This window comes from Brevibacterium picturae (genome assembly GCF_900105045.1).
Classification (GTDB): domain Bacteria; phylum Actinomycetota; class Actinomycetes; order Actinomycetales; family Brevibacteriaceae; genus Brevibacterium; species Brevibacterium picturae.
In genome coordinates this window covers 3147457-3163537 of record NZ_LT629739.1, presented here as the reverse complement: position 1 = coordinate 3163537, position 16081 = coordinate 3147457, and the positions used below count along the sequence as shown (strand labels likewise).

The 16081-nt window shown below is 63.4% G+C and carries 15 protein-coding genes; 8 read left to right on the top strand and 7 right to left on the bottom strand.

The window, feature by feature from the left end; genetic code table 11:
- The first annotated feature begins 123 nt into the window (after nt 1–123).
- The 4 genes from BLT92_RS14445 to BLT92_RS20485 all read left to right on the top strand — a co-directional run bounded on the left by BLT92_RS14445 (nt 124) and on the right by BLT92_RS20485 (nt 3186).
- Complete coding sequence (locus tag BLT92_RS14445; protein WP_092106655.1) at nt 124–1494, top strand: acylneuraminate cytidylyltransferase; 1371 nt, start codon at nt 124–126, stop codon at nt 1492–1494.
- Nucleotides 1491–2378: an N-acetylneuraminate synthase family protein gene (locus BLT92_RS14440; protein WP_092106653.1), complete on the top strand. Its 888-nt coding sequence runs from the start codon at nt 1491–1493 to the stop codon at nt 2376–2378. Before BLT92_RS14445 ends, BLT92_RS14440 begins: the two co-directional genes overlap by 4 nt.
- Nucleotides 2379–2699: 321 nt before the next feature.
- The gene (locus BLT92_RS14435; protein ID WP_092106651.1) at nt 2700–3017 is read left to right on the top strand and encodes a transcriptional regulator; all 318 of its coding nucleotides are present in this window, start codon (nt 2700–2702) and stop codon (nt 3015–3017) included.
- Nucleotides 3010–3186 (top strand): hypothetical protein, encoded by a 177-nt coding sequence (locus BLT92_RS20485; protein WP_157691459.1) that lies wholly within the window; start codon nt 3010–3012, stop codon nt 3184–3186. The genes BLT92_RS14435 and BLT92_RS20485 overlap by 8 nt, the downstream gene beginning before the upstream one ends.
- A gap of 42 nt (nt 3187–3228) precedes the next feature.
- Here the strand turns inward: BLT92_RS20485 and BLT92_RS14430 are convergent, their stop codons facing one another.
- A complete protein-coding gene (locus BLT92_RS14430) occupies nt 3229–5112 on the bottom strand; it encodes a polysaccharide pyruvyl transferase family protein (protein WP_092106649.1) in 1884 nt (627 codons plus the stop codon).
- A gap of 226 nt (nt 5113–5338) precedes the next feature.
- Here BLT92_RS14430 and BLT92_RS14425 point away from each other — a divergent pair, with 226 nt between their 5' ends.
- The 4 genes from BLT92_RS14425 to BLT92_RS14410 are packed head-to-tail and all read left to right on the top strand — an operon-like array spanning nt 5339 to nt 10302.
- Nucleotides 5339–6310: a glycosyltransferase family 2 protein gene (locus tag BLT92_RS14425; protein WP_092106648.1), complete on the top strand. Its 972-nt coding sequence runs from the start codon at nt 5339–5341 to the stop codon at nt 6308–6310.
- Nucleotides 6310–7848, top strand: a complete 1539-nt coding sequence (locus BLT92_RS14420; RefSeq protein ID WP_092106646.1) for a polysialyltransferase family glycosyltransferase — start codon at nt 6310–6312, stop codon at nt 7846–7848. Before BLT92_RS14425 ends, BLT92_RS14420 begins: the two co-directional genes overlap by 1 nt.
- On the top strand, nt 7848–9044 hold the full coding sequence (locus tag BLT92_RS14415) for a hypothetical protein (RefSeq protein ID WP_231938848.1): 1197 nt from the start codon (nt 7848–7850) through the stop codon (nt 9042–9044). The genes BLT92_RS14420 and BLT92_RS14415 overlap by 1 nt, the downstream gene beginning before the upstream one ends.
- The gene (locus BLT92_RS14410) at nt 9031–10302 is read left to right on the top strand and encodes a DUF6716 putative glycosyltransferase (RefSeq protein ID WP_231938847.1); all 1272 of its coding nucleotides are present in this window, start codon (nt 9031–9033) and stop codon (nt 10300–10302) included. Before BLT92_RS14415 ends, BLT92_RS14410 begins: the two co-directional genes overlap by 14 nt.
- A 130-nt stretch (nt 10303–10432) precedes the next feature.
- On the opposite strand, the gene BLT92_RS14405 is transcribed toward BLT92_RS14410, so the two are convergent.
- The 6 genes from BLT92_RS14405 to BLT92_RS14380 all read right to left on the bottom strand — a co-directional run bounded on the left by BLT92_RS14405 (nt 10433) and on the right by BLT92_RS14380 (nt 15976).
- A complete protein-coding gene (locus BLT92_RS14405) occupies nt 10433–11164 on the bottom strand; it encodes a TetR/AcrR family transcriptional regulator (protein ID WP_092106644.1) in 732 nt (243 codons plus the stop codon).
- 156 nt (nt 11165–11320) lie between these two features.
- On the bottom strand, nt 11321–11833 hold the full coding sequence (locus BLT92_RS21275) for a hypothetical protein (RefSeq protein ID WP_407922888.1): 513 nt from the start codon (nt 11831–11833) through the stop codon (nt 11321–11323).
- 331 nt (nt 11834–12164) lie between these two features.
- Nucleotides 12165–12527, bottom strand: a complete 363-nt coding sequence (locus tag BLT92_RS14395; protein ID WP_092106640.1) for an iron chaperone — start codon at nt 12525–12527, stop codon at nt 12165–12167.
- 146 nt (nt 12528–12673) lie between these two features.
- Complete coding sequence (locus BLT92_RS14390; protein WP_226830350.1) at nt 12674–13186, bottom strand: GtrA family protein; 513 nt, start codon at nt 13184–13186, stop codon at nt 12674–12676.
- Between the two features lie 70 nt (nt 13187–13256).
- Complete coding sequence (locus BLT92_RS14385) at nt 13257–14918, bottom strand: hypothetical protein (RefSeq protein WP_092106635.1); 1662 nt, start codon at nt 14916–14918, stop codon at nt 13257–13259.
- Entirely contained in the window at nt 14915–15976 is a 1062-nt protein-coding gene (locus BLT92_RS14380; RefSeq protein WP_226830349.1) for a glycosyltransferase, read from the bottom strand. The genes BLT92_RS14385 and BLT92_RS14380 overlap by 4 nt, the downstream gene beginning before the upstream one ends.
- Nucleotides 15977–16081: the final 105 nt, after the last annotated feature.

Sequence of the window (16081 nt, the reverse complement as noted above, 5' to 3'; positions counted from 1 at the left end):
GCCGCACAACGAGACCCAACAGCCCCCTGCGAGAACTCGACACACACCCGCCACGAAGCCGTCGCCTCGGCGACATTGCTCGTTCACCTGGGGGCCACATGCCGTCGTTAGCGTCGAATCATTGTGAACTACCAATCGACTCTGACTCCCCCAGCGCCCACCGATCGCGTGGCCACAACGCCCGCCGACAAAGAGAGCGCAGCACGGCCGCATCGGGCCGTGGCCATCATTCCCGCCCGGGGCGGATCCAAGGGAATTCCGCTGAAGAACCTGCAGAAGGTCGCCGGCGTCTCACTCCTGGCGCGCGCGATCAACGCGGCCCAGGCGACGCCGAGCATCGACCGCGTGGTCGTGTCCACCGACCACGACGGCATCGCCGCTGAGGCAATCCGGGCCGGCGCCGAGGTGTCCCATCGTCCCGCGGACATCGCCGGTGACACCGCGAGCAGTGAGTCGGCACTGATCTACACACTGGCCAACCTCGGCGAGGAATTCGACACCACAGTCTTCATGCAGTGCACCTCCCCATTCATCGACTCGGCCTCGATCGACAATGCGGTCGCCGCCGTCCGCGACGATGAGGCCGACGTCGTGTTCTCCGCGGTCGAGGACCACTCGTTCCTGTGGCGACTCGACGATGGCGAGACGGCAGTAGCCGTCGGACACGAGGCCAGCTTCCGGCCGCGCCGCCAGGACCGGGCCAAGCACTACAACGAGACCGGCGCGTTCTACGTCATGCGCACCGACGGCCTCCTCGAGCACGAACACCGCTTCTTCGGCCGCGTCACGATCGAAGAGGTCCCGCCCGAGCACGCCCGCGAGATCGATGACATGTCGGACCTGTCACTGGTCCGCGCGATCGCCTCGACGCAGGAGACTGCACAGGTCATCGATGTCGACGGACTCGTCACCGACTTCGACGGAGTCCACACCGACGACGGTGCCTACGTCGATGAGGACGGCAACGAACAGGTCCGCGTCCACCGCGGCGACGGCCTGGGAGTCTCACGCCTCGTGAAATCAGGACTGCCTGTCATGATCCTGTCGAAGGAACGCAATCCAGTTGTCACCCGCAGGGCGGAGAAACTTCACGTGGATGTCACCCAGGGCGTCGACAATAAAGCGAAGGTCCTGGCGTCGTGGATTGATGAACAGGGCCTCGACGCGGCTCGCGTGGCCTACGTCGGAAATGACATCAACGACCTCGAAGCCTTCGACGTCGTCGGCTGGCCCATCGCAGTCGCGGACGCCCACCCCAAGGTGCTCGCAGCGGCTCGAGTGGTCCTCGATCGGCCCGGCGGAAAGGGAGCAGTGCGCGAAATCTGCGACCTCATCCCCGTGTCCGACCAGGCACAGCAGCACCTGCCGACGCGAGGACTGACATCGGTCCTCGACTCAGACTCACACATCCAGCAACCGTCCATCCAGCAGCAACAGCCGTTGCTCACGAATCACGCAGAACCAATGCGTACCAATCGAAAGCAGGTTTCATGACTGATCAACTCGCACCAGTGGCCATCGGCAACCAGCTCGTCGGACCGAATCAGCCCGTGTACATGATCGGCGAAATCGGCATCAACCACAACGGCGACGTCGAGATCGCGAAGCAGCTCATGGATGTCGCCGTCACCGCCGGTGCCCAGGCCGTGAAATTCCAGAAGCGCAACCCCGACGTGGCTGTGCCCGAACACCAGAAGTCGAAGATGCGCTCCACCCCGTGGGGCGAGATGACCTACCTCGACTACAAGTGGCGCGTCGAGTTCGGCAACGAAGAGTACGCCGAGATCGATCGCTACGCCAAGGAAGTCGGTCTGCAGTGGTTCGCCTCCCCCTGGGACACTGACTCCGTGGACTTCCTCGAGAACGAGTTCGACGCAGTCACCTACAAGGTCGCCTCGGCCTCGCTGACGGACTTCGAACTCCTCCGTGCGATCGCCGCCACCGGAAAGCCCGTCCTCTGCTCCTCGGGCATGTCCGATTGGGCGACGCTCGATGCTGCTGTCGAGGTCTTCGATCGCGACAAGCTCGTCCTCATGCACGCCACCTCGACCTACCCGCTGCCTCCCGAAGAGGTCAACCTCATGGCCATTCCAGCCATGCGCGAGCGCTACGGTGTGAACGTGGGCTACTCCGGCCACGAGCTCGGCCTCGAGATCTCCTTCGCCGCCGCAGCACTGGGCGCCGCGACCATCGAACGCCACATCACCCTCGACTCCTCGATGTGGGGCTCGGACCAGTCCGCCTCCATGGAACCACGCGAGTTCACCTCGCTCGTCAAGGGCGTGCGCGTCCTCGAAACTGCCTTCGGTGACGGCGAGAAGCGCGTCATGCCAGGCGAGGAGTCGAAGATCGATTCGCTGCGCAAGGTCAGCGTCTGATCTGACCTGAACCTCGTCTGATCTGATCGCAGTCTGACTCGATCAGCTGCCAACGGCCCCATCACCTCGCCGAGGTGGTGGGGCCGTTGTCGTGTTCCCTCGCCGAGGTGGTGCGGCGGTTGCCGTGTTTCCGCGCCGAGGTGGTGCGGCGGTTGCCGTGCGTCCGCGCAGGTATCGGGCCGCCGACGGGCCGTCCTAAACGAATCTCAACACGCTGACCGTCCGAAACTCTGTCCCACAGCAGGGCTGTCCCGAAGCATCTTCTATATCGCTTCTGTGCCGATAGTTAGAATGAGAACAACGAGCGTGAGAGGGGGAGTCATGGACAGAGTTCGTTTCCGGGATATCAAACCGTATGAGGTCGTTGGTAGCCTCGATGATTTGCACGGCCCAGCGCAGGGCACTATTCGCCTGCCGATCTGGGTCCGCTGGCTCGATGATGGTGATATCGACGTGACCGACCTCGGCGGTGCTCGTATGGCCTATCAAGCGCTCCTGGCAGAAGGCACTAACGAGATCCAGGCGCAGCTGATGGACAAGAACACGCTGATGCGGCTGTGGCCGCAGCTGAGCCTCGATTCTCGCGTGCGCGAGCTGTGGGAGGGACGCTTTCCCGAGCTGATGGGCACACATGCCTAGACGCGAGGAAATGCAGCGCGCCATCGCTCGAATCGCACTGCAAGACGCAGCCGGCGCTGGCTTCACCCCCGCCGACTCAGGAGCTACGGGAGATGCCCTCATCGTGCGCCGGCTCGAACGCATCGCCGGCAGTGAGCGGATGGCCGTTCGATACTCCCATTCTCGATGAGCCCGATTTCCTCTCGCAACCGCGGGGTTCCTCACACGCTCTTCAGCGACGAAGCCTTCGCTTGATTCTCCGGGCTCTCCAAGCCAGCCCGTGCACCGTCTTGTCGATGAGGACTTTCGCTTCGGCGATGGCTGCACGGTCGTTGATCGACCTGAGCTGGGCATCGGATTCGTCGAGCTGCTTCCGCAGTCCGGCAGCATCGTCGGCATGACGGTTCTTCTCCGCGGTCTGAGCGTCGAGCTCCGCGGTCCGGGCATCAAGGTCTGCAGACTGTCGCTCGAACTGAGTTTCCTTCTGTTTGATCTCCGCACAGAGGTTCTCGCACTCCGCTTCGTGGGCCTTGCGCTGTGCGTTGGCGCTCTCGAGCTGTTGCTTGTGCTCACGGCGTAGCTTCGTGAGCTCTCGCGTTTGAGCGGCGCTGATTTCCTCGGCCTCGGACACTGCCGCGAGGTGGAATTCCTCGGCTCGGATATCGGCGCTTGCTCGGGGAACTTGGACGGTTCGAGATTCCCGGTCGGCTCGGGAACTAGCTTCTGATCCACACCTCCCAGTTCCGGCACCGGGACTCCCTGTGGCCGCACCGGAATTCCCCGTGCCCGACGAAGGCCGCAGCACATCGCGGATGTCCACGTGGTTCTCAGCCGTGATGTCGAAGAGCCTCTGCCGAGTCGCTGCGAGATCGTCCTGCAGATCATTGCCGTGCGCGTAAGCCTGGTCGATCGTGTCGACAATCCGCTGAGCCAGAGCATGTGCTCGCCGAGCCACGTCCCCGGTGCCTTCACCGTGACCGTTGCCACCAGTGCCGGTGATGCCTGCGCCATCGGTCTCCGTGGTCGTGCTTTCCGCCGCCATCCCCTCAGGCTCAACCGGCACGATGAACTCGGGATGCCCGATATCGTGGGCGAAGTACCCCAGCTTGGCATGCAGGTCCAGGGAGATCGGAATCGAGCCGACTCCGAAGGGGATCATCTGCGCGTGCCCGCGACCACCGAGCACATAGGGGATGGAGGCGAACAGGTCGAAGCCGGCGAAGAAGCCGACGTCCGATCCATACAGTGTGATCTCTTTGACCTCGGGCACCTCGGCGACCAACTGTCTCGACACCTCAGCATCATCCGGGTGGAAGGGAACGCTGAGGATGGTCCACTCCTTTGCCACGAGCATGCGGGCTGCGTCGACCGTGGCCTGGTGGATCACCTCGGCGTCAAAGCCAGCCGCCTGCTGGCGGGGATGTACGAGCATCTGGATTGCTAACACCTTCTCACGAGGATCCGGGCGACGTCCGCGCAAGGGTTCGTAGAGCAGACCTGCGATGGTCGTCGGGCAGGGTTGGAATCGGATCGGCCCGGGATGAACGTGCGCTGCCTCTCCCCCAGGGCCTGGGTTGAATCCCTCCAGGCCCGGGTTGAATCGCTCCCGCGCTGTCCCGAGCCCCGAATCGTCTGCCGAAATGCCCTCTGCTCCGAGGAACCGCGACATCGTCTCGATGCTGCCGGTGTTGCGCAGGCCGAAAAACACGGACTGGTCGAGGACCTGGCCGACATGGGAGCGCATCAACTCGTCGAACTCGGGCTGGCCGGGGAACCGGTTGTCGCCGAGCGCATAGATGATGAGCGGGACCTCGATGGCGGCGAGCGCCTCGGCGGAGATCTTCCACTGCCATCCCGAAAGACGATTCGGGTTCGTGTCCTGCAGGAACAGTCCGCCACCGCCGATGACCACGGCATCGGCCCGGGCGTTGATCCGCTCGACGAGCGCCGTGTCCACCTCGCGTCGCAGGGCCGCCGCCGAGGTGAAGTCAACCCCACCGTCCGCGCCACCGGGTCCCAGCACACGGAATGCGTCCCTGACCACGGGGAACAGGGCCTTGTCGCCGTAGTTTCCCCAGGTCGGGATGTCGAAGTGAAAGAGCTTCAGGTCTGGCATTGCACAAGGCTATGGGCGAGCGACGACGTGACTGTGGGCGACAAGCGAACACCGGATGAATTCGAGCTGTCCGGGGCGTCAACCTCGGCGCAACCCACCGTTCGCTTAGGAATTTTAGGATCAATCGAATGCGAATCACACCGCCCGTCCGCCCAGGAGAACGCGTGCAAGCACCAGCGCACGCCACGAGCTCCACGAGTCAAGAGCACCACCGCGAAAGGACCCAATGACAGCGCCAGTCGTCAGTGTCATCATCGCCGCGAAGAACGCCGAGGATACGATCGGCGGGAGTCTGAAGAGTCTGGTCAACCAGCGCTTCGATCGTGACGAACTGGAAGTCGTCGTCGTCAACGACGGGTCCACCGATGACACGGCCGGAGTCATCGCCGAATTCGCAGACCAGCTCAACCTCGTCGACATCCACAACGCCCAATCGCTCGGAGTCTCGACCGCCCGCAACACGGCGCTGGAAGCAGCCACCGGCGACACGATCACCTATCTCGACGGTGACGACTGGTACGCCCCCGGACATCTGCGTTCCTTGACGGATGCGATCACCGGTCTGGGCGTGGACTTCGTCAAGACCAACTACCTCATCGTCAACGGGTTCAACCGCAAACTGCGCAACGCCCCCTGCTTCACTCACAACACAGCGCTGCGCCCGAGGAACTACATACTCCCCCACGATGCCTCGACGATGGTCGACTTCCCCGAGTGCTGGACAGGCATCTACTCCCGCTCCATGGCGCGGCGCGGCCTGCTCGAGTTCAACCCGGATCTGCGCACCTGCGAGGACCGCCCCTGGACGTGGCGCCACCACCTCGAGGCCGACAGCTTCGCCGTCGTCGACACCGCCGGCCTCTGCTACCGCAAGGGCAGCGCCACCTCGTTGACGGCGATCTACGACGAACGTCAACTCGACTTCATCCCCGCATTCCGGTCCGTGTTCGCCATGCTCGAGGAGAAGCCGGAGTTCCGCCGCTTCGAGCAGAAGGCGGTCCGCAACTTCCTCTCCATCCTCTACTTCCAGATCCACAATCGCGGCACCTCGATGACCCACGACGTCAGGTCGAAGCTCAACCTGGGCGCGGTGAACACACTCAAGGGCGTCGACACCGACATCATCGACCAGGCCCTGCACAACTTCGGGGAGCACCGACTGCCCGTGATCGACTCGATCGTCAGGAGGGCACGCTGATGACCCAGATCATCCAGATCTCCACCCAGTACCAGCTCGCGAACATCGTCGCCCTGATCCGGGCCGGGCGCCTCGGCGAGGCAGGCCGGCGACGGATCCTCGTCGTCGCCAACAACTCCTTCGCCCCCGAGCTCACACCTGCGGCCGACGCGATGCCCGGCTCGGCCAGCCTGCTGACCTTCTTCGATCTCGTCGTGGACTGGAACGCCACCATCTGGCCCAACCATCCGAAGACCTTCGGCATCTCCGGCGAACGCGCCCCGCTCATGCAGCGGTCGTTGCGCTTGGCATGGACGATCCCCGACGACGAGCCACTCGACCTCATCGTCGAATCCCTGCCCGGCCATCCTGCCGGCGTGCTCACTCAGATCTTCACCACCGCGAGGATCTCGGTGCACTCCGATGGGCTGATGAGCTACGGCCCGATCCGCAATCCACTGTCCCTGCCGCAGTACCAGCGGCTGACCACGATCTACTACACGGACCTCCTGCCAGGCATCACACCCCGTCAGCTCGCCGAGCACTCCCCCGACCGTGTGGCCCTGCCGCCTACCGACCTGAAGTCGGTCATCGACGACATGGCCGCCGAGGTGGCCCCCGAGTTGGCGGCGGCGAACCTCGGTGATCCGATTCCCGACGCTGCGATCGTCCTCGGTCAGTACCTGGCCCAGATCGACCTCATCACCGCCGAGGAGGAGCTGGAACTGCACCTGCAGATGATCGATGAGGTCAAAGCGCAGGGACTGTCCACGGTCATCTTCAAACCGCACCCCACCTCGGCGCGGACGACGATCGAACCATTGCGCCAACGCAGTCACGAACTGGGACTGGAGTTCGTGCTCGCCGACGTCCCGCTGCTGGCCGAGATCGTCATCGCCACCACCCGACCACAGCTGGTCGTGTCCTGCTACTCGACCGGGCTGGCGACCGCTCGGGCTCTGTTCGGCACCGCCACTGCCGCCATCGGAACCTCGATGATGCTTCACGCCCTGGCGCCGTACCAGAACAGCAACCGGATCCCGCTGACCATCGTCGATGCCCTTCACACGGGCGGCTACGTCCTGCCAGGTGACCTCGCCGAGGTGGGTCCCGGATCGGCGAACGCGGAGTCCGGTGCCGGTGGGGCCTCAATCGGCACGAAGGACCTGGGGCCGCTCATCGATGCGGTCACCTACTGCATGCAGTCCGAAACGGCCTCGTATCTGCGAGACAGTGCAATCGACTTCCTCGAATCTGCCGTCGGCGGGGAGGACATGAAGTACTTCAAGCGCAAGCGCCTGACGAAGCTGGACCTGCCCGGACAATTGGAGATTCCACCGCACCGCAAGGGTTTGAGCTCGGCGAAGCGACGCCTGCGCACACAGGCCAAGCGGACGCAGCGCACACTGCGAACCTACGGAATCTCCATCGACGGCGCGAAGCTCGTCCCGCAGGTGAATTCGAGGCTGAGCTCGCGACTGGACTCGGCAATGAACTCAGGAGTGGGGTCGAGGCTGAGGTCGAAGCTGGGACCGAAACGCAGATCGGAGCCAGAGTGATGATGGCCAAGAAGGGCGCTTCCAAGAAGAGCTCCGCCAAGAAGAATTCGACGAAGAAGAAGTCGAGCGAGAAGCAGTCAGCCAAGAAGAAGTCAGGCCCGAAGAAAGACGAGGTCACAATGACTCTCACGCAGGATGCAGAAGCCCCCGCGCAGCAGGCCCCAGGCCAGGCAGCTGAGGCGCAGAAGAGTCCGGCCAAGCAGGCGAAGAAGATTCGACTGACTTCGATCGCTTTCGTCGAGTCGCCCCTCCAGTTCCTCTCCGCACTCGAGACACACGACCCCGATGAGGACCTGCTCATCCGTGCTCGCGCCAATGCGAAGGGAATGACCTCGTTCCTCGACGCCTTCGATCCCGCCTGGCTGCCGAAGCGCGTCTCCCTCGAACGTGTCGGTGCCAAGCCCGGAATCCTGCGCAAGCAGACCTTCGATCGCATCTACATCGGCGATGCCTGCTCCGGGCAGGTCCACAAGGCACTTTCGCTGGCCTACCTCGAGAGGCGCATGCCCGAGGTCGTCATCCTCGACGACGGCCTGGCCACCTACTCGACCATCGAGATCCTCACCGCCAAGCGCGGACCCCTGGTGCGCCCGCGGCAGAAGCTCAAGGCCTCACGTGCGGTGATGGCCGCACATGTCGCTGACCGTCTGCGCGGCTTGGCTCCGGCCGGGAAGCTGCGTTGGCATACCGCGCTGCCGGTGTCGAAGACCATGCGCAAGGCCTTCCTGAAAACCGGCGCGGAGATCACCCGTCACAAGTTCAAGCATCTGCAGACCTTGCCCACCGGCGGCAGCCACCCCAGGGACAACCCGGTCATCGGCTCGGCCCTGGTCGCCGACGGACTGATCCACGAAGACTCCTACCGCGCCTGGCTCGACGAGCTCATGGCCCACGGTCCCATCACTTATTACCCGCACCGCCGCGAGACCGACGAATTCCTCGCCGAGCTCGACCGCGACGAACGTGTGCGCATCAAACACGTCGGTCTGCCGATCGAGCTGCGCCTGGTGAATCTGCCGCCGAACTCCACCATCCGCAGTCTGCCCAGCACCGCAGCGATCTCCCTGGCCACGCTCAACCCGGACGTGACGATCGCCGTCACCGAGATTCCGCCGGAATGGTGGACCGGTGCCTCAGCCGATAGTCTGCGTAAGTCCCTCAATGCCCAATCGGTCAAGGCAGATGTCGATACCTGAACCACCATCGCGCTCGGACGTACCAATCCGCATCGTCTCCGTCTCCGACTCCGAGTCCTACCTCAAATGGGCGACCCGGCTGCTGAGTTCCCTGCCCGGCGTCGAGGCCCACGTCTACCTCATCGACAGCCCGATCCTGCCCACCGACGAGCAGATCACCCACGCCGTCGCCGGCACCGCCTGGGCCGGCCGCCGCATCCCTGTCGTGACCCGCACCGATCTGGCCCGCATCATCACCGACCATCACGCCGACATCGTCCTCGGTGCCGCCACCGGCCCGATCGTCGCTCAGCTCTTCCTCACCGCGCACCTGCTCGAGCACCGCCCGGCCCTGGTCTCGGGCCTTCCCGGCATGGGCCTTCCTGCCAGCACCAAAGGCATGAATTATCGCCGTCTGATGGACGCGTTCATTGCCCATTCCTTCGCCGAGGTGGCCCAGTACACCCAGGTCAGTGCACTCACGCAGGTGCCTTGTGAGATCTACCTGGCCCGCCTGCCGATGCTGCGCTCACTCGGGATCCCGCAGCTCGCCGTCGCTGAGGACGTCGAGCAGCCCGCCGCCGCGGGTGCACACTCGCTGCCCATGCCTGACGACGTCCCCCAGACTCTCGTCTTCGCTCCGCAGGCCAAGGTGCCCGAAACTCTGGCCGATCGTGAAGCGATCGTGCGTGCCCTCGCTGGCTTCGCCTCGCACCACCAAAACTCGAGCGTGGTCATCAAAATGCGGTCCCGGCCCGGGGAGCACGAAACCCACCATGAACAGCACTCGTACTTCGACATCCTCGATTCTCTGCGCAAGCAGGGCTTTGATGGCGCCGACCTCATCGGCCTCGGCTATGGTCCTCTCGACGAGTTCCTCGTGCCCGGATCAGCCCTGGTGACAGTGTCATCGACGGCTGCTCTGGAGTCCTTCGACCGTGGCATCCCCACCCTGCTGATCTCGGACTTCGGCTTCGACAGGGCCCTGCTCAATGAGGCCTTCGCCGAATCCGGCGCCACCGGCACCCTCGCCGAGGTGGCGGCTGGGGACATCGGCTTCCCCACCTCGGCGTGGTTGGCTGAGAATTACTTCCATGTCGACGAGGGAAGACTGCGTCATCATCTGAGCCTGCTGGCCACACGAGCCAGGGAAGGTCAGCTGCCGAACCGGCGCAGCGCTGTGTGGAAGCAGAAACGTCTGCTCATCCGCGCCGAGCTGCGAACAATTGCGCCCACCCCAGTGGTCCGTGCCTACAGGAAGCTGCGCACGCTGCGCTGACGAGGCCGCTTCGCGCGGGGCCACTTGGTCACTTCGCGCCGCGACAACGCTGGAGCGCCGAGCCAACGGTGCACGCACAGGTGTCTCGAAGCTCCACCGTTGTGCCGATAAAGCTGTGCGGTCGGTAGCCTCAGGCGCGGCTCTGTAGCTGAGCCTCCACACCGAGGATGATGGTCTCCAACCCGTATTCGTAGATCGCCCTATGACTGGTCACCGCCTGGTACTTCTCCCCCACTGCTGACCCGACCCTGCTGGAGATGGGGAAAGAGCCTGCGGGCATCACCAGCTCGAGCAGCGGAGCATTGGCGTCCCACCACTCGACGTCGCTGACACCCGAACCTTCCATGAGTCTCTGCGCATTGATGCTGCCGGCCGCGCTGGCCGAGGCATGCGATTCGATGAGTGAGACCGTGTGGTCCATGGCGATGTCGTCGAGGCCCGTGCCTTCGAAGGCCTCGAGCGCCCACTCATAGCGGGCGGAGATCTCAGGCCCGATCCACGGCCGGTGTGACTGTGCATCGACCAGCCATGGATGCCGGTGATACTCGTCCCAGAGAATTTCCGAGAAGGTGCGCACCCGGTCCGCCAACGACCCCGAATGCTCGGGCCGCGGACTGCGGCCGATGACCTTGTCCACCATGAGCCCGATCAGACCTGACCGGTGCGGCACATAGCTGTACAGGGACATGACCGAGACTCCGACCGCCTCGGCGACCTTGCGCATCGAGAGCGCCTCGAGCCCGTCCGCGTCGGCGAGAACGATCGCAGCATCGATGACCTGATCGACGCTGAGCTTCCGGCGCGGGCCACGCCGGCCCTGCTCGACGTCGAGATGATCGCGCCAGAGCAGGCGCAGGACCACGTCGGCATTCTCGGGATCGAACCGTTGCGAGTTCGGGCCTACCGGCGGTTGAGGAAGTAGCAGACCTCTACGACAGGGTCATCAGCCGAGCTTGAGGCGATGCGTTCAGCCCAGTTGTCGAAATTGAGCCTGGAGAGATGACGACAGCTCAGTGGACTAAGTTCGATCTGCTTGGAGTTCCTGGCCACAATCGGTGGAATCCAGCAGCTGGTGCAGGTCGTCTACGGCCGAATCGCGGCTGGAGAGCATCATTCGCGGCCATCGCTCACCCGGGGAAGGCTCGACGCCAGCAAGAATCGCCTTGCGCAATTCGACCCAATGCCGCCAATGTCGCTCGAACGCTTGATGTCTGACGGCACGACCGCGCCTCACCTGGCCAAGAATTGCGGATTCGCGATCGATGTCAATGTAAACGGCGACTGGTCTATGACCTCGGAGAAGCGCTAAGCGCAGTAAGAGACGGCGGCTCCAATGACGAGTTCCCGGGTCGTGCACGATAAGCGGACCCCTGTCTCGCCGAAGAACCTGAAACAGTGCCGCGAAGTGACCTATCGTGTGGACGACAGGCCGGCTCATCGTATACGGCAGCCAAGGCACGTAGTTGCTCAGCCGGGAACGTACCGTCTCCGAATCAGAGATGCGGACCCATGGAGCCTGCTTGCTGATCATCTTCAGCGCTTCGGTCTTTCCAGCCCCCGGCACGCCTGCAAGCAGGACCAGTGGGATTGGCTGGAGCGCGGTCATGGGTCTATTCTGCCGGGGCTTCCTGTACTGAAGATCAGAAATGATCAGCTGCCTTGTGGTCAGAAGGCGCCCTGTTCGGCCGCTTCCCGAGGGTCAGCAGCGACTCCGAATTCCACCAGAGTCACCAGGCGACGCTGACCGTGTGCACGTTAGATCACAGGTGGTTGGGGATATGAATCCCTCATTTCAATCCCGACCAGCCGACGCGCGACGTTGGGATCTCCTGTTTCTCAGCGGAGGGCCATGTGGGAGCTGGTCATTGCCGGTTTTCGTCAATCTGGAGTGCGTGGTAGCGAACGAGGTCCTCGACCAGTTCGGTAGGCAGTGGCTTTGCCAACGTGAACTGAATCGCGTGCACAGTGGTTTTGTAGTCCTCCAGCCGGTCCTTGAACTCTTCGATCGCCCAGCACGAGGGGAACAGGCTCATGTGCTTCTTCGAGGCAGTGAAGTAGACCAGGGCACGACCCTTGTACTTCAGCGTCGGCATGCTGTAGCTCATCGTCTCGTCCACACTCGGAACGAGCTCTGTCACAAGTGCGCGAATCCGTTCGAGCTCCGCCCGGAAAGCCGGATCAATCCCCTCCAGATACTCATCAATGGTCGTGGCTTTTTCACTCATTGCTCTGTTCCTCTCTGGTTATCTCAGCTTCCGTCGAGACGACGCTGGAGCGCCGAACCACCTGTGCACGCACAGGTGTCACGAAGCTCCACCGTTGTCTCGATGAAGTCGGCACGGCAGTCGGCGCGGCAGTCGGCGCGGCAACCTTACTTCCGGTCGTCGGGAACGGTGCTCGGTTCGTCCATCTCGACGACCACCTCGGCGTCGGGAGATGCTTCTTTGAACACCCACGTGCGGTAGGCGTAGAAGCGGAAGATCATGGCCAGGCCGACGCCGATGATGTTCGTCGAGATGTTGTAGGTCAGCTGGTCACGCATGTCGAGCAGGTACCAGGTCACGCCCAGCGGGATGACGGTGATGATCATGCCAGCCATGTTGACCGCGACGAAGAGCGAGACGCCGCGCAGATTCGAACCCGTGGTCCGGTCCCCATAGGTCCAGAGCCTGTTGCCCAGCCATACGACGATCATCGAGATGATGGTGGAGACGATCTTGGACTTGATCGGGCTGCCCTCGAGCAGCGCAGGCATCGATCCCACGCCGTAGGCGAGGACGTTGGAGAGTCCCACGTCGACGATGTATCCCAGACCACCGACAGTGAGAAACTTGAACGCTTCCGCCGCGAGGCGCCGCATACGGGCCGAAAATGACTCTTTCATTACAGTCACCGAGTCTAATCGGCCAGGTTTCGGACTCGCTGAATGCCCCCGATCGCGGCGTGCCCGGCGATCATGGGGTGTCCCCCGGCTCTCGAGTGTCTGAGTTGTCCACGATGTCCGAGGTATCCGCTGGCTTCGACCCCTCCGAGCCGTCCGAGGCGGCCTCTGTACGTTTGGACCGCCACATCGCCAAAACGAACAGCAGCGCGGTGGTGACGGCCAGCGCCGGCCAGAACGTGTACCGGAAATGGTTCGACGGGACGATGGGGAAATATCCGACCACATAGAACAGCGCCGAGGTGGCCAACATCGTGATCTCGGGCCAGAAGGTCCGTGCGTCGGCAGGCCTCGAGACCATCTTCTGGACAGGCTTCGAGGTCGTTTCAGCAGTCGATTTCGCGGGCGAACTCACCGCCGCGGTGGCGAACGTCGAACTCCGCCGCCGGGCGCGATATCCGAAGGCCAGCAGGAGGCCGGCGAGGAGGGTCCAGAACCACGGCTTGAACAGCATCGGGAATGTGTCGAGTGCGAAGTCTTCGACGTAGGGCTTGACGATGTAGTCGGCCTTGTCATTACCCTGTTCGAGTCCGACTTTCGCCGCGTCATAGTGCCAGTCGGCCGGCCAGTATTCCAGAGCCGAGGAGAAGAAGTAGAAGGAGAACACTGCGGCTCGGTACTCCACATAGCGCAGGGGGTGAGTGATGACCTCCGACAGCCAGAGATCCCTGAGATCGTCCTGGTGGGCGATAGGTGAGAACGGCTCTTCGGTCGCCCCCATGTCGTAGCAGTTCCAGTAGGCGTCCCAGATCTCGCCCTTCTCCAGGCATTTGTCCCGTGCTGTGCTGATCTTGTCCTTGAGCTCGGCGGGAGCATCGGAAGCTTGGAGCTCGTCATCGGGCACGGAGAACATGACGTCGTCGAGGAAGATCTGCGAGATCTGACCGGTGGCCGCCACGTCCTCCTGGGATGCGATGGCCAGGTCTGTGGCCTTGACTCCAGCACCCAAGACCATGAGGACGAGCAGGGAGGCGACGGCCGTGGCCAGACCTCGCTTGGCAACGAACCGCGACAGCAGCCGACTATCGCGCTGCGGACTGCTACGCAGCCGTTTGACCAGCAGCCAAGCGACATAGACCGCGATCGGGATGATGGCGAAGATGGCGTTCTTCCGCAGCCCGAACGCGTAGACGAGCAGCACCACTGCCGGTATCCAGAGCACCCACGTCTTCGGCACGAAGCGGGTGATGATGAGCAGGACCACGGCCAGCAGCATGGCCACGGCCATCTGCGTGTCCTTCCACATCGTCGTCATCTGCGACACGACCCAAGGGGTCGCCATGATCGCGGGCCCGACCAGCGACACCCACCGATGTTCTCCCCACCGGTGCACAAGCACGCCGAGCAGCCAGCAGGCGAGCGCGAGAATGGCCACTTGGAGGACGAACAGGCTGCCGGACTCGCCGGTGAGGCCGATGAGGACTCGCCACACGGCGCTCATGATCGGCGGATGCCAATCGGAGAACGGAATGTCGCCTGTGGCCTGCGCGTACTGGTTGGCGATGTCGACATTGGCTCGGCCAGGGAAGAAGAGCGCGGTGAAGACCAGAGCGGGCAGCAAGGTCAGCAGGGCAAGGATCCAATCCCACACCACCGGCGAGGCGAAGAATTCTCGAAGCCTGGAACCGTTCGTCGACTTCTCCGCGGCGCGGTTCGTTGTTCTCGGCTCCGTCATGAGGCGAGTGAGGTCCTCGCTGCAGTTGTCTTCCGGGGTCGCTGGTCCGGCGATCTGAGATCCGATGAGTCGAGTTCTGATGTTCCGATACCTGAGGTGCGCATGATCGCACTGCCCGTCTCAGGCATGCTGACCGCCGGTAACCCCAGGTATGCCAGTCGGGAGGTTTCACGTCTGGCCCGACGCAGCCCGTCCAGGGTCAGTCCCACGCTGGCGAGGAGGCATGCCAAGCCCATGAGGGCTGCGGCGAGGATGGCTGTCGGGAATCTCGGCACCAGGCCAGTCTGCCAGAACTCCCAGACCACGGGCAGCCCGAACAGCAGGGACGCTGCGGCCAGGATCGCGGTGATCACACCGTAGAACAGCCTCGGCCGTTCGTGCCTGACCAGCGCGGAGATCAGCCCGAGGATGCGGAAGCCGTCCTTGAACGTCGAGAGCTTCGACTCGCTGCCGTCGGGACGGTCACGGAAATCGATGGGCACCTCGGTGCTGGGCAGGCGCAGCGACATCATGTGCACGGTCAGCTCCGTCTCGATCTCGAAGCGCTTGCTGATCGCGGGGAACGACTTCACGAACCTGCGGGAGAACACCCGATAGCCGGAGAGCATGTCGGTCACCTGGGACTGGAACAGCCACCCGGTGAGCCGGTTGAACATCATATTGCCCGCTTCGTGGCCGGGCCGGTATGACGTCGATTCCTGGTTGTCCTGGCGCACACCGAGCACATGGTCGTAGGGCCCGGAGACCAGAGTCTCGATCATCTCGGGCAGATGCGCGGCCTCATAGGTGTCGTCACCGTCGATCATCACGTAGATGTCGGCGTCGATGTCGGCGAAGGCCCGCCGGACGACGTTGCCCTTGCCTGGGGAGTTCTCTTTGCGGACGATCGCGCCCGCCTCGGCGGCTCGCTGCGATGTCAGGTCACTCGAGCAGTTGTCATAGACGTAGACGACGATGCCGGGCACGGCGGTCTTGAGGTCGCGGACCACCTTCGCCACCGTGATCTCCTCGTTGTGACAGGGAACGATCGCCGCGATCCTGGTGGTGTCCTCGAGCATGCGCTGGTCTCCTCGTCGTCCTCGCCTCCGGATCACTGTGCCGAGATGACAAGTGGCCCTGGGCCTGAGCTATCCAGGAATACGGGGGCGAGGTGACGATGAGGT